Here is a 12667-nt window from a genome sequence, read left to right as displayed (position 1 = left end):
TATATATTTGAAATACAGATATGAGATACACACTACGCCAATTAGAAATATTTGTTGCGATAGCGCGTACGGGCAGCGTTTCCAAGGCTGCCGAGCAGGTTGCCCTATCGCAATCTGCTGCCAGTACTGCCCTCGCAGAGCTGGAGCGGCAGTTTGATTGCCAGCTGTTTGATCGCCACGGCAAGCTGCTGATCCTTAATGCCTTGGGCAAAAGCCTTTTGCCGGCAGCAAGTAGCCTGTTAACCCAGGCCGAGGAAATAGAACAGCTGCTTGAAGGTAAAGCCGCCTTGGGCAATCTGAAACTGGGGGCGACCCTGACGATCGGCAACTATCTAGCGATATTGATTGTCAGCGAGTTTATGCAACACCACACAGAGTGCCATATCGACCTGCAAGTCAAGAACACCCAAAGCATCCTGCAGCAAATTGCCGGTTATGAATTGGATTTGGGATTGATTGAAGGCAGTTGCCATCACCCTGAGCTCATTGCAGAGCCGTGGATGGACGATGATCTTGCGGTGTTCTGCGCACCTGAGCATGAGTTGGCACACAAGCAAAACATCGTGATAGAGGACTTGGTTAATGCGACCTGGATTCTGCGCGAACAGGGTTCAGGCACACGAGAAACTTTCGATCACGCAATGCGTCACTATGCTTCGGCGTTGAAGGTGCGTTTGGAACTGGAACATACAGAAGCAATCAAGCGCGCTGTCGAATCAGGATTGGGGATTGGGTGCATATCTCGCCTTGCGTTGCGCGATGCATTTCGGCGCGGCAGTTTGATAGAAATAAAAACTCCCATGCTGGATTTACGCAGGCAGTTTTTATTGGTTTGGCATAAAAACCGCTACCAAACTCCCGCTATCACCAGCTTTTTAGATTATTGCCGCTCGTTGACGACTACCAAAGAAGCGAGGCATGTATGACGCAACGCGATCAAATGGAATATGACGTAGTTATTGTTGGCGGCGGACCAGCCGGCCTCTCTGCGGCCATTCGGTTAAAACAATTAGCAGCGCAACAACAACGCGACATTAGTGTGTGCCTGCTGGAAAAAGGCGCAGAAGTTGGCGCACATATTTTTTCCGGCGCCGTGATAGATCCCATAGCATTAAGCGAATTAATTCCCGAGTGGCAATCAAAAAATGCACCTGTTTCGAATAAAGTCACTCAGGATCATTTTTGTTGGCTCACTGAAACCGGCAACTACACAATTCCGGAAAAATTATTACCACCACTGATGAATAATCACGGCAATTTTATTGTGAGCTTGGGACAAGTTTGTCGTTGGTTGGCAAGTGAAGCGGAACATCTTGGCGTTGATCAATTTCCTGGTTTTAATGCAGTTGATATTATTTATGCCGATGATGGCCGCGTAAAAGGTGTTATTACTGGCGATATGGGAATAGCGCGTGACGGGACACCGAAAAGCGCATTTTCGCCGGGCATCGAGTTAATTGCTAAATACACGCTTATCGCCGAAGGAACACGTGGATCATTAACCAAAAAGTTGGAACAACAATTTAACCTGCGCACCAATGCAGAACCGCAAAAATATGGGCTTGGTTTTAAAGAAATTTGGCAGATTGAGCCACAGCAGCATCAACTCGGAAAAATTATGCACACCCTGGGTTGGCCACTGGATAAAGACACGGGTGGCGGCGGATTTATTTACCATCTTGAAGGGAATAAATTAGCGGTAGGCTTGGTGGTTCATCTGAATTACCAAAACCCCTACTTAAATCCCTTTGAAGAGTTTCAGCGCTTTAAAACGCACCCAATGATTAAACCACTACTGGAAAATGGGCAACGCCTTGCCTACGGTGCGCGCGCTATAAACGAAGGGGGACTTCAATCGCTACCAGAATTAGTCTTTCCCGGTGGCGCGCTGATCGGTTGCTCGGCCGGATTTGTTAACGTGCCGCGAATTAAGGGTTCGCATAACGCCATGAAGTCCGGAATGCTAGCCGCTGAATCTATTCTTGAAGCGCTGGGTAACGATGAGCCTGCGATACTGAATTCATATCCGGAAAAAATTCGGCAATCCTGGCTGTGGAAAGACCTTTACGCTGCACGCAATGTGAAACCGGCAATGTCAAAATGGGGTTCATTGGGCGGCCTGATTTATTCCAGCGTAGACTTATGGTTTCATTCGTTGGGAATTAATCTACCTTGGACCTTGAAACACGGGAAAGCCGATCATGAAAGCTTAATACCGTTGAAACAAGCCAAACCAATTCATTACCTACCACCGGATCGAAGAATCACGTTTGATCGCTTATCTTCCATCTATTTATCAAAAATTAGCCATGAGGAAAATCAACCAGTACACCTGCATTTAAATGATGCGAACATCCCCATTGAACATAATTTACAAATCTATGGAGCGCCAGAGCAACGTTATTGCCCAGCTGGGGTGTATGAAATAATCAAAAAGGACAATGGAGATGCCCTGCAAATTAATGCAGCCAACTGCATTCACTGCAAGGCCTGTGACATTAAAGACCCACTACAAAATATTACCTGGACACCACCAGAAGCTGGTAGTGGGCCCTATTACGAAGCAATGTAGTTTATTCGCCGAGGCAAACCCCGGTACCGCCCAAGCCGCAATAACCACCGGGGTTTTTGTGCAGGTATTGCTGGTGATAGGTTTCAGCGTAGTAAAATTCTGTTGCAGACGTTATTTCAGTGGTTATTTCACCATGATTATTTCCACTGAGCGCAGCCTGATAAATGCCGCGCGTTTCTTCGGCTATAACGCGTTGCTCTTCAGTAAATACATACACACCTGAACGATACTGGGTACCGCGATCATTCCCTTGACGCATTCCCTGGGTTGGATTGTGCGACTCCCAAAATACTTTTAATAATTGCTTCAAACTGGTTTCGTTGGGATTAAACACAACCAACACTACTTCATTGTGCCCGGTTAAACCGCTACACACCTCTTCATACGTTGGATTCGGTGTGTAACCCGCAGAATAACCTACCGCGGTGGTATACACCCCGGGCTGCTGCCAAAATTTTCGCTCAGCACCCCAGAAGCAACCGAGACCAAAAAGGATTTTTTCATAGCCCTCTGGAAAGGGGGGCTTTATAGCTACACTTTTAACAGCGTGTTTATTTTCGACCAGCATCGCTGTTGCGCGTCCTGGCAGGGCGTTATCTCGCGTAGGCATCTGTAACTTCGCCATTGAAAAAATCATTAAACTTTCCTCCAAAGAAAAACGGTGCCATTCGGCACCGTTTTAGTTAAAACCAGCGACTAATATTCAGCCGTTCCCACCATGTCATTAACAGGCGATCCACCGCACCTTGAGCAGCTATGCCCAATTTTTCTGGCAGAGATTTTTTAAAGCTGTACTCCACTTCGTAAACATCTGCGTTATCGATTTGGGAGAATAAATACTCATCACTTGTTTGTAATTCATCCACCAGATTCACCGACTTTGCACGTAAGCCAAACCAGACTTCACCTGTGGCAACTTTAGCTATATCAACTTGCGGACGATGCTCCCCCACAAACTCTTTAAAGAGTACATGGGTATCTTCCAGCTCTTCCACAAACTTGCTTCGGCCTTTCTCTGTGTTTTCACCAAACATAGTGACAGTGCGCTTGTATTCGCCCGCAGTAAACATTTCATAGTCAATGTCATTCTTCTTGAGTAACTTATGAAAATTGGGCAGCTGGGCAACGACACCGATAGAACCGAGAATGGCAAACGGCGCGGCTACAATCTTATTGGCGACACAGGCCATCATGTAACCACCACTGGCTGCCACTTTATCCACACAAACGGTAAGCGGAATATTCTTTCCGGTAATGCGAGCTAGCTGACTGGAGGCAAGCCCGTAACTGTGCACCATTCCACCGCCGCTTTCTACTTTTACGACAACTTCATCGGTGGGTTTAGCCAATGTGAGTACAGTCGTAATTTCCTCACGCAAACACTCCACTTCGGAAGCTTTGATATCACCATGAAAATCCAATACAAAAATACGTTTGCGTTCAGATGGATTGGCCGCTTCGTCCGTTTTATTTTTTTCGGCCTCCTTTGCCGCCTTTTTCTTCTGTGATTTCTCTTCTTTCAGTCGCTTTTTTTCAGCCTTTTCAAACTCTTTGTACTCATCATCATCAAGCATTGCATCGCGCAGTGAGTCACGCAGGTGCTCAAATTTCTCATTGAGCTTAGTGACTTCAATGTGACCTTTATCCGATTTCTTATTACGCCCCCCGACGGATACTGCAAGACTGATAATGACAAAAATGGCAACCACAAACGTAATCGTCTTCGCCAGAAACAAACCGTATTCAGTTAAAAATTCCAATGAAATAACTCCATACAACGTCTAAAAATTAAAGTAATAACGATTATTCAAATTCGGCAACCGCTTCACGGGCGGCAGCGTTAATTGGTCGTGCAAGCAACCCGGTGTTGGAAAGTGTTATCTCAAAGAGCGCGCCATCCTTCATGGGTAGGTAAGTCGCGGAACCATAAACCGCATCTATTACAGGCACCCAATCCGGGTGAGTATTGAGGATTCTCCAGATATCCAATCCATACAAACTATTATGCACTGTGTAAGCGGTGCGCGCCGCCATGGTTTCTTTTTCAATGTCGTAGTAACGCCCACTCAATCGCTCCAATCGAAAGGCGGGCTTAATTCCGAATGTCGCCAAATAGCCTTCCCACTTCACAATACGCGCATCCAATTGCCACTGATCACCACGCAGCTCAACACGCTGCTCTTTGCCTTCCTTATCTGCCAACACGGCAAAAAAGTGTTGATCTTCAATGCGGTCAAAATTAATGGTGGCGACAACTTGTTCCTGCAAGACTTGTTTGTAGCTGTAAACGTCAAACGCGGTCAACCCGATCAACGCGGCTAAAGCCAATAATGCAAGGCCAAATAGCCCGCGACAAAACCCGACAAACCATGAATTCTGCCACAGCATCCGCGCCGCCTTATAGGCGATATAAGTAGCGATCAAACTGATAAACAGGGCAACCAAGGTAAAAATCATATGTGTCCTACCTGTTTGGGAAACTTGTTATTGTTTATGGTTAATGGCGCGTCGCAATCCAACATAATGCGCTATCAACTGCCCGGCTACAGTAGCGGTTGCAGGCACCTGAGGCAACTCATCGTAGCGGAACCATTTCGCATCGATAATTTCAGCTGGATCTATCGCAATATGCCCAGTTTCATATTCGGCAAAAAAGCCGAGCATTAGTTGCCCGGGAAATGGCCAGGGCTGACTACGGAAATATTTAAGCTCACCCACCATCACACCAACCTCTTCCATAACCTCACGCCGAATACAGTCCTCTACCCCTTCCCCCGCTTCGACAAAACCCGCCAGGGTTGTGTACATAACTCTCGATGCGCGGTGATGATGGGCGAGTAAAATTTCATCACCCCGCGTTACCAATACGATCATACAGGGGGAGATACGCGGGTAAAAGCGCGTTGAGCAACCTTGGCACACGCGCGCGAAATCGAGCGAGTCCTGCACAGTCGCCTGACCACAACGACCGCAGTAACGATGGTCATAATACCAACGCGCAATTTGCAGTGCGCGTCCAGCCAGTTGAAACGCCTCTGGCGATAACAATTCCAACTGCGAACGAAGCCCTAACCATTGATACCCCGCGGGAGCGTCTTGAACGCCTACCACACGTACCCACAGGTCTTCATCATTAAGTTGGCCAAGAAAGTGCTCGCTGGCAACTGAAAGTGGCAATGTATTAGCATCACTATCAGCACAGACGAGAACTACACCTGCGCTATCGCATAACAATTGCTCACAGGTGTGGTTGGTATTTAACACCGAAATAATAAAACGCCGGCTGCGGGAAGCAGTCGGCGTTAGGGCGGAAGCATTGAACTCGAAAGACGCTAAATCAAAACCTACGGACATGATCAAACTTTGTAGCCCAGCGCTTGCAAACTTTCTTCAGCGATTTGCAACACACTGGTGTCCGCATTTTTATCCAGTTTTATCGCATCCAGATAATATTCCAGGCTAATTACCGCATCTGCAAAGGTTTCGAGTAAATGCTGAACGGCAGGATGCTGGTCATTGGCAAGTAAATCTTCGTCCACAAAGCGCATACAACCAGCAAGCACTTTTGCTGCACGAGGCAAGCCTAACAAAAACATTCCCCCGCGCACTGAGTCCAGAGTGCCGACGATATTGCGGATGTGGCCTTTATCGTAGTTGGATTCAGCGAACGCGCTTAACGCACGCTTTACCAATACCAAACCCGCTTCAGCTTCGTCGATAACAATTTTTTCGGCTTCTGCAATTTGATTGTTAGCCATAGCGGCATCGCGTGAAAGCGCATTAATCTGCGCTACTTTTTCGTCCGAAAGGTTGGCATTGCTTAAACCCGCGATAGTACTTTCCACATACAATAAGGTATCCGCAACCACCAATAACTCATCCGGAGATATCGTTGTGCCATTGACCTGCCAATCAGTAATTTTAGCGATCTCCTGCTTCAAACTATTACTTGGCGAAATCAATCCAACAATGGCGAGAATATCGGCAACCTTTTTCAACGTATCCAATAACTCGGGCGATTCTGTTAGCAACTCTGCACCACTTTGCGCAGCGCGTTCCAGGATATTCTTGGTGCTGTGCAACTCATCAGTTAACACTGCAACCATTGAGCTGATGGTGTTCGCACTCGGGCCATTGAGGAACTCCATCTCACGTGCCAGTTCAGCTTCGGTATAGGGCAACCTGCCAATCCCAAATGCTGCCAATACTGCTCGCGCTCCTTCACTATCCGAATTGGAAAGCGCCAGCAAATATAAAAGTTCTTTTTGCAAAGCAGGATCGACTTCGCGCTCCAATACCGCACTGCCTTCAAATTGAAAGCACTTTATTTCGCGCTCAATGGCACTGAAGAGCATCTTGCGGCCCTTGCCCAATTGCATATTTTTTTCAGCTAACGCGGCCAGCGTACTACCAGCCAGCCACCAGAAGTTACCCAACGCCGTGCCAGCGGACGCGGTCTCCAACCGCTGCAGTGCGCGAGTCATCATTCCCAATGACGCCTTAACCTGAACACCTTTTAATACGTTCAGCAATGCTGTCTGGTACATATGGCGCAAGCGACGCACCAGCGCTGTCAAATCCTCTGGTAGCGCCTGTTGGTTAACCGATAGACGCGGAGCTGGCTTGACGGTAGTCAACCCGTAGAAATAACTTTCCGGCAACGGAGCTGCTTTGCGCGCGAGGCGTAGCTCATTGATGTGCGGAATAAGTAACATGGCCATACTGCGGGCAGTTTGTGTGCAATATTCAAGATAGCGTGGCAGTATGAAAAAGCTGGCAGTTAACAGCTCCAACTTAGCGTCGGTTTTCTCATCTTCACCCAGAGTAATATCAGTAATATGTGTGGCCAGCTCATCGGCCAGCAAATCCACACCCCTTAGCTGAATTAAACTCAAAATACCGCGAATCTGTTTGATACCATCGATACAGTTCTGTAGTAGCTCGCCGTTGTTGCGATCCTGCGCAAACTGTTCAAGGCGGATCGCGGATTGCTCGATAGTCGCAACCAGTTCGTCATGAACCATTTTCAGCGAGGCAAGATTCAAGGTTTCTGTTGTACTCACAATTACATCCTGGCGTTTTGTCTTTAAAGGGATAGTTAAACTGCTACAAAGTTAAACAAGTACACTGACTCTATACCAACTTTGGCGTTATTTCACCGCGGCACCTTAAATAACAGGCACTTTGCTAAACAAATCTCATTTGTACATTTTTCAGCTCGCTCACCTTATTCACGCAACCACACGCAGTTATTGCCGCTAGCTTTGGCAATCGCGGCGAGCTTTTGCTCGTGCGCTGCCAGCTCGTCGGCATCTGCCATGACAATTGGTAAGGGTTTGCGTTCGGGCGCAACCCGACGAATTTCCTCCGCCTGATCGCCTCCGTCATCATTCTTGGATTGATTTCCACCAAGTGATAACGCGGTTTGACCACCAGTCATCAAGAGATAAACATCAGCCAGAATTTCAGCATCGAGCAAAGCCCCGTGAAGCTCCCGCTGGGAGTTATCTACCCCATAGCGTTTACAGAGGGCATCCAGGTTATTTTTTTGCCCGGGATGCTTGGAGCGTGCCATCAACAAGGTATCTATGACATGACAGCGTTCAGCCAGACTGCCGAAGCCCGGTCGCAGCATGTTGAGTTCATAGTTAAGAAAGCCAATATCGAACGCCGCGTTGTGAATAATTAACTCAGCATCCCCTACAAACTGCAGGAACTCATCGGCGATACGGGCAAAAACCGGCTTATCTTCCAGCATGGCATTGCTGATACCGTGCACCGCCTGTGCTCCCGCATCAATCTCGCGTTCAGGCTTGATATATTGGTGGTAATGGCGACCGGTTAAACGGCGATTAACCAATTCCACGCAGCCTATTTCAATAATTCTGTGGCCCTGTGAGGTTTCCAAACCGGTGGTTTCGGTATCCAAAACGATTTGACGCATCTAACTCAACCTCATCAATATTAGCGACGTAATTCTTCGATGCCACGATTGGCAAGGCTATCGGCTATTTCATTTTCGCGATGCCCACTATGACCTTTTACCCAGCGCCAACTCACTTGATGACGCTGGTTCTGCGCATCAAGCTGCTGCCACAAATCCGCATTTTTTACCGGCTCCTTCGCCGCCGTGCGCCAGCCATTTCGCTTCCAGTTGGACAACCATTCGGTAATTCCTTTGCGTACATACTGCGAATCGGTGGTAATGGTAACGTCACAGACTTCGCGCAACGCGCTCAAACCTTGTATTGCAGCCATCAACTCCATGCGATTATTCGTAGTTTCAGGCTCACCACCGTAGAGTGATTTCTCTACATTGCCGTAACGCAACAGAGTTCCCCAACCGCCAGGCCCAGGATTTCCCTTGCACGCACCATCGGTAAATATTTCAACCTTTTTCAAACTTTTCCACCCACCAACAGGTGATTACGTAACGGCACGCGACTACTAGCAGTGGGCCCGATAATTCGTGTGACTGCCAACCCCGGTACCGGACGATATTTTTTCCAGTCCGGCTTCAATGGCGTCAGCGCTATATGATCCTTGCGGGCGACAATCATATAGAAGCCTCCCCAGGGCAAGCGCAGCCTTTTACCCCAGCGCTCCACCCATTGCAAATGATTAATTGCATTTTCCTGCGGGAGCGGAGGCCTGAAAAACCCTTTATAGATGGCAATTGGTTCCATATCGACCAGAGCCAACCAATCCAGTAATCGACCAAGACGCAAATACTGAAGGCGCCAACGGGGAGCAGTGGTGAACAACCGAGCAATGCGGGCACAAAACCCCCATAGGCTCCAGGGGTTGAACCCCACAATGATCAAGTGACCGCGCGGAATAAGTACGCGGGTAGTTTCACGCAACAAATGATGAGGGCTTTGACTGAAATCAAGGGCATGATGTAACAGCACCGCATCGATGGTTTCAGCGGGCAGGGGCAAATGATTGAAATCCACTAGCGCACTTAGGCGTGGGTTATGTTCGACATTCGGATGCAACAGAAATCGGTGGGAAATAAGGCTTTCAGTCGTTAGGTCAATTCGCCCGTTAATTCCTAACTGCAATAAATGGTAACCAAAGACGCATTGCAAACCATCGTTTATAGCCTCCTGCTCCTCCGCCAGTAAGGATTGCCCCAGCGGGGTTTCAAACCAGGTAGTCAAATCCTCTATCGAGTCGCGCAGCGGCAATACCCCAAAGCGCCGCTTCCACATCGCAGAAAAACGGATCATCAATCGATGCGGGGCTTTGATAATTTTGCGATGCATTTATTATCCTCATCAGCGAAGTGAGTCGCCTGAACAAATTTACCGCCATTAAATCTACAACGAGCGATAAAATAATCCTCCGATGAAAACCAGAGAGACCATCCGGTGCTAAAGATTACCCCTATTCCCGCGTTTGAAAGCAACTATTTTTGGGTTATCAACCCCGATCCTTTGCAGGCGCGTGTAATAGTAGTTGACCCAGGGGCTGCACAACCGGTTATCGATTTCCTTCACCAGCAACAACTAACGCTCGCCGCAATTCTGATTACGCATCGCCATCATGATCATATCGATGGAGTTGATGCACTCCTCAAGGACTGGCCGGTGGATGTTTACGGCCCGACATCAACCGCTATCCCACAGATAACAAAACATCTTAATGACAAGCATTCACTGGAGTTGTTAGGGCTCCACATTCGGGTGATTGCAGTCCCGGGCCATACCTGGGAACACATTGCCTATTATTTACCAGAGCATAAATCGCTTTTTTGTGGTGATACCCTCTTCGCCGGAGGCTGTGGCCGACGTTTCGATGATACCGACGGGATTATGTGGGGGTCTTTGCAAAAGCTCGCCAACCTACCCGACGATACTCAGATCTACTGCGCCCATGAATACACCCTTGCGAACCTCAAATTTGCTGCTGAGGTTGAACCGGAAAACAAAGAACTCATCGGACGTCTGACCCAGGTAAGGCAGCTCAGATCCCAGAATAAAATAACCCTCCCAACGACGATCGGGCTGGAAAAACGAACAAATCCCTTTTTTCGCTGTCATGAGATTGGCATCAAAAACTTTGTTTTTGGCAACTCAGGCTCATTACCAGAATCCGCCGCCGGGATTTTTGATGCTTTGCGACACATCAAGGACCGCTGGCCAGGCTAGTTTCGAATGATGTAATAACCCATTTGATTACGGCCAAAATCACCTCTCAACCCGTGTGTGACAGGCTGCGCTTATTCCATATTAAGCATTGACCCGCCAAAGGCCAGCACCTAGAATCAGAAATCCACAGCCCCACGGATGGCAGAAGGTAATCACTAAATAGCCGTTGTTTGACAGAATAATAGGACATAAATCCTAAGTTCCGAGCAATACTCCCCCGCAGTACTTGCTGCGGTCTGGCCGTAACCAACCGACTTTTGCCGGCTAACACGCTAATCAAAAAGTCATTGAAATGCGTTGTTTAGCCGTTGTGGCACCCCGTTTTTTTCGTGCCGCAATAAAAAGTACACTGATGAAGTGACCCTATGAACACTAAAAATCGTTCTCATCTGCTGGCCTTGGGCCTCAGCTCGTTGTGCATTCTTTCTCTGGCTGGTTGCAGCACGCTCAAAAAACCAGCTGACACTGCCGCTGAACTCCCGCAGGTTGTACCTGCAGCGCCGTCCGATGAATCCCAGCTAGGCGCCAAGCTACGTGAGCACACTGGCGATTACGGCAACCTTTGGAGTGATATTATCGACGGTTACGGGTTACCAAAAGTCGGTGATGAAAAAGTTGCGAAACACCTGCGCTGGTACTCCAATAATCAGAAATATCTGGACCGCGTTACCGAGCAAAGTAAACCTTATTTACATTATGTTGCTAACGAGCTGCGAGAAAACGGCCTCCCACTTGAACTTGCACTCTTGCCCATCGTAGAAAGTGCGTATGACCCTTTCGCGACCTCCCCCAGTAAAGCACTCGGTATTTGGCAGTTTGTCCCCCAAACTGGCCGTAACTTCGGCTTGAAACAAAACCAATGGTATGACGGACGCCGTGACCTGGTCGCTTCTACCGACGCTGCAGTTAGGTACTTAAAACGTTTGAATACGATGTTTAATGGCGATTGGTTGCTAACCATTGCCGCCTACAATGCTGGTGAAGGCACAGTGCGCCGCGCAATTGAGCGCAATCGCAAGCAAGGTAAGGGTACCGATTTCTGGTCCCTACCTTTATCCCAGCAAACACAATCTTACGTACCGCAATTGCTGGCATTGTCTAAAGTAGTTGCCAATCCCGACAAATACGATCTCGAACTTAACGAAATTCCTAACAACCCCTATTTCACTACTGTCAACGTCAGTTCTCCCATTGATTTGGCTCAAGCGGCACGCATGGCTGACATTGACCCCAAAGAGCTGCGCAACCTGAATGCGGGTTACAGCAAATGGATTACCGATCCAACCGGCCCACACCAGTTGCTTATCCCCATCGCCGATGCGGCTGAATTTACCCTCACGCTGGACAAGCTGCCGAAAGTTGCCCCGGTTCAAGTCGCAGGTGATTACAAAGTAAAATCTGGCGATACGCTCGGTGTCATCGCCAAACGTTTCGGCACGAGCGTTGCGGCAATTCAATCCGCTAACAATTTAAAAACCGCGCAGTTGCGCGTTGGCCAGAGTTTGAGCATTCCCGGTCAGTCCCCCTTGAATTCGCCCTACGCCATTCAAGCTGAGCAGGAGATAGCCCAGCGCAACCAAAAAAACACCGGTACCTACTACACCATACAATCAGGTGACAGTTTCTGGACCATCGCTAAGAAGCACGGCACTAGCGTAAACAACCTACTGAAGTGGAATGAGCTGGCCAGCAACGCCAAACTGAAGCCCGGTCAAAAACTGTTGGTAGTCAATAAGTCCTCATCCCAGCCGCAAGACAACAAGATCACCTATCAAATCAAATCCGGCGATACCCTGCACAAAATTGCCGATAAATTCGATGTATCCAAAAAAGACATCCTGACATGGAACAAAGTGAAAGATGAAAGCTACATTCATCCCGGGCAGGAATTAACGATCTATTTGAGCGCAAAAAATTAAGTCTGATTGACGTAAAGCAAAAC

At 48.1% G+C, this 12667-nt stretch carries 12 protein-coding genes; 4 read left to right on the top strand and 8 right to left on the bottom strand.

The features are described from left to right. The first annotated feature begins 20 nt into the window (after positions 1 to 20). Positions 21 to 926 carry a LysR family transcriptional regulator gene (locus D0C16_RS03105; RefSeq protein WP_151030968.1) on the top strand — a complete coding sequence of 302 codons (906 nt, stop codon included), beginning with the start codon at positions 21 to 23 and terminating at the stop codon, positions 924 to 926. Continuing rightward, positions 923 to 2572 carry an electron transfer flavoprotein-ubiquinone oxidoreductase gene (locus tag D0C16_RS03100; protein ID WP_151030967.1) on the top strand — a complete coding sequence of 550 codons (1650 nt, stop codon included), beginning with the start codon at positions 923 to 925 and terminating at the stop codon, positions 2570 to 2572. The genes D0C16_RS03105 and D0C16_RS03100 overlap by 4 nt, the downstream gene beginning before the upstream one ends. Position 2573: 1 nt before the next feature. Here the strand turns inward: D0C16_RS03100 and msrA are convergent, their stop codons facing one another. The 8 genes from msrA to D0C16_RS03060 all read right to left on the bottom strand — a co-directional run bounded on the left by msrA (position 2574) and on the right by D0C16_RS03060 (position 9840). After that, a complete protein-coding gene (msrA, locus tag D0C16_RS03095) occupies positions 2574 to 3209 on the bottom strand; it encodes a peptide-methionine (S)-S-oxide reductase MsrA (protein WP_151030966.1) in 636 nt (211 codons plus the stop codon). 46 nt (positions 3210 to 3255) lie between these two features. Next, positions 3256 to 4332 (bottom strand): protease SohB, encoded by a 1077-nt coding sequence (sohB, locus tag D0C16_RS03090; RefSeq protein ID WP_151030965.1) that lies wholly within the window; start codon positions 4330 to 4332, stop codon positions 3256 to 3258. Between the two features lie 43 nt (positions 4333 to 4375). Next, on the bottom strand, positions 4376 to 5029 hold the full coding sequence (locus tag D0C16_RS03085) for a cation/multidrug efflux pump (RefSeq protein WP_151030964.1): 654 nt from the start codon (positions 5027 to 5029) through the stop codon (positions 4376 to 4378). Positions 5030 to 5056: 27 nt separating this feature from the next. Beyond that, complete coding sequence (gene nudC, locus D0C16_RS03080; protein ID WP_151030963.1) at positions 5057 to 5926, bottom strand: NAD(+) diphosphatase; 870 nt, start codon at positions 5924 to 5926, stop codon at positions 5057 to 5059. 2 nt (positions 5927 to 5928) lie between these two features. Next, on the bottom strand, positions 5929 to 7635 hold the full coding sequence (locus D0C16_RS03075; protein WP_151030962.1) for a pilus assembly protein: 1707 nt from the start codon (positions 7633 to 7635) through the stop codon (positions 5929 to 5931). Positions 7636 to 7799: 164 nt separating this feature from the next. Beyond that, positions 7800 to 8516, bottom strand: coding sequence for a DNA polymerase III subunit epsilon (gene dnaQ, locus D0C16_RS03070; RefSeq protein WP_151030961.1), 717 nt, complete (start codon positions 8514 to 8516; stop codon positions 7800 to 7802). 20 nt (positions 8517 to 8536) lie between these two features. After that, positions 8537 to 8974 (bottom strand): ribonuclease HI, encoded by a 438-nt coding sequence (gene rnhA / locus D0C16_RS03065; protein ID WP_151030960.1) that lies wholly within the window; start codon positions 8972 to 8974, stop codon positions 8537 to 8539. Next, positions 8971 to 9840: a methyltransferase domain-containing protein gene (locus tag D0C16_RS03060; protein ID WP_151030959.1), complete on the bottom strand. Its 870-nt coding sequence runs from the start codon at positions 9838 to 9840 to the stop codon at positions 8971 to 8973. The genes rnhA and D0C16_RS03060 overlap by 4 nt, the downstream gene beginning before the upstream one ends. A gap of 105 nt (positions 9841 to 9945) precedes the next feature. On the opposite strand from D0C16_RS03060, the gene gloB reads away from it, so the two are divergent. Together gloB and D0C16_RS03050 are read left to right on the top strand one after the other, a co-directional pair. Then, positions 9946 to 10725: a hydroxyacylglutathione hydrolase gene (gene gloB / locus D0C16_RS03055; RefSeq protein ID WP_151030958.1), complete on the top strand. Its 780-nt coding sequence runs from the start codon at positions 9946 to 9948 to the stop codon at positions 10723 to 10725. A 365-nt stretch (positions 10726 to 11090) separates the two neighbouring features. Then, positions 11091 to 12644, top strand: coding sequence for a LysM peptidoglycan-binding domain-containing protein (locus D0C16_RS03050; protein WP_151030957.1), 1554 nt, complete (start codon positions 11091 to 11093; stop codon positions 12642 to 12644). Positions 12645 to 12667: the final 23 nt, after the last annotated feature.

It is taken from the genome of Cellvibrio sp. KY-GH-1 (genome assembly GCF_008806975.1).
Lineage (GTDB): Bacteria > Pseudomonadota > Gammaproteobacteria > Pseudomonadales > Cellvibrionaceae > Cellvibrio.
This window is presented reverse-complemented; position numbering and strand designations above follow the sequence as displayed.

Coding starts and splice junctions, on each gene's coding strand:
- D0C16_RS03060 (WP_151030959.1), bottom strand. CDS start 9,840: ATGCATCGCAAAATTATCAAAGCCCCGCATCGATTGATGATCCGTTTT.
- dnaQ (WP_151030961.1), bottom strand. CDS start 8,516: ATGCGTCAAATCGTTTTGGATACCGAAACCACCGGTTTGGAAACCTCA.
- D0C16_RS03105 (WP_151030968.1), top strand. CDS start 21: ATGAGATACACACTACGCCAATTAGAAATATTTGTTGCGATAGCGCGT.
- nudC (WP_151030963.1), bottom strand. CDS start 5,926: ATGTCCGTAGGTTTTGATTTAGCGTCTTTCGAGTTCAATGCTTCCGCC.
- msrA (WP_151030966.1), bottom strand. CDS start 3,209: ATGATTTTTTCAATGGCGAAGTTACAGATGCCTACGCGAGATAACGCC.
- D0C16_RS03050 (WP_151030957.1), top strand. CDS start 11,091: ATGAACACTAAAAATCGTTCTCATCTGCTGGCCTTGGGCCTCAGCTCG.
- D0C16_RS03100 (WP_151030967.1), top strand. CDS start 923: ATGACGCAACGCGATCAAATGGAATATGACGTAGTTATTGTTGGCGGC.
- D0C16_RS03085 (WP_151030964.1), bottom strand. CDS start 5,029: ATGATTTTTACCTTGGTTGCCCTGTTTATCAGTTTGATCGCTACTTAT.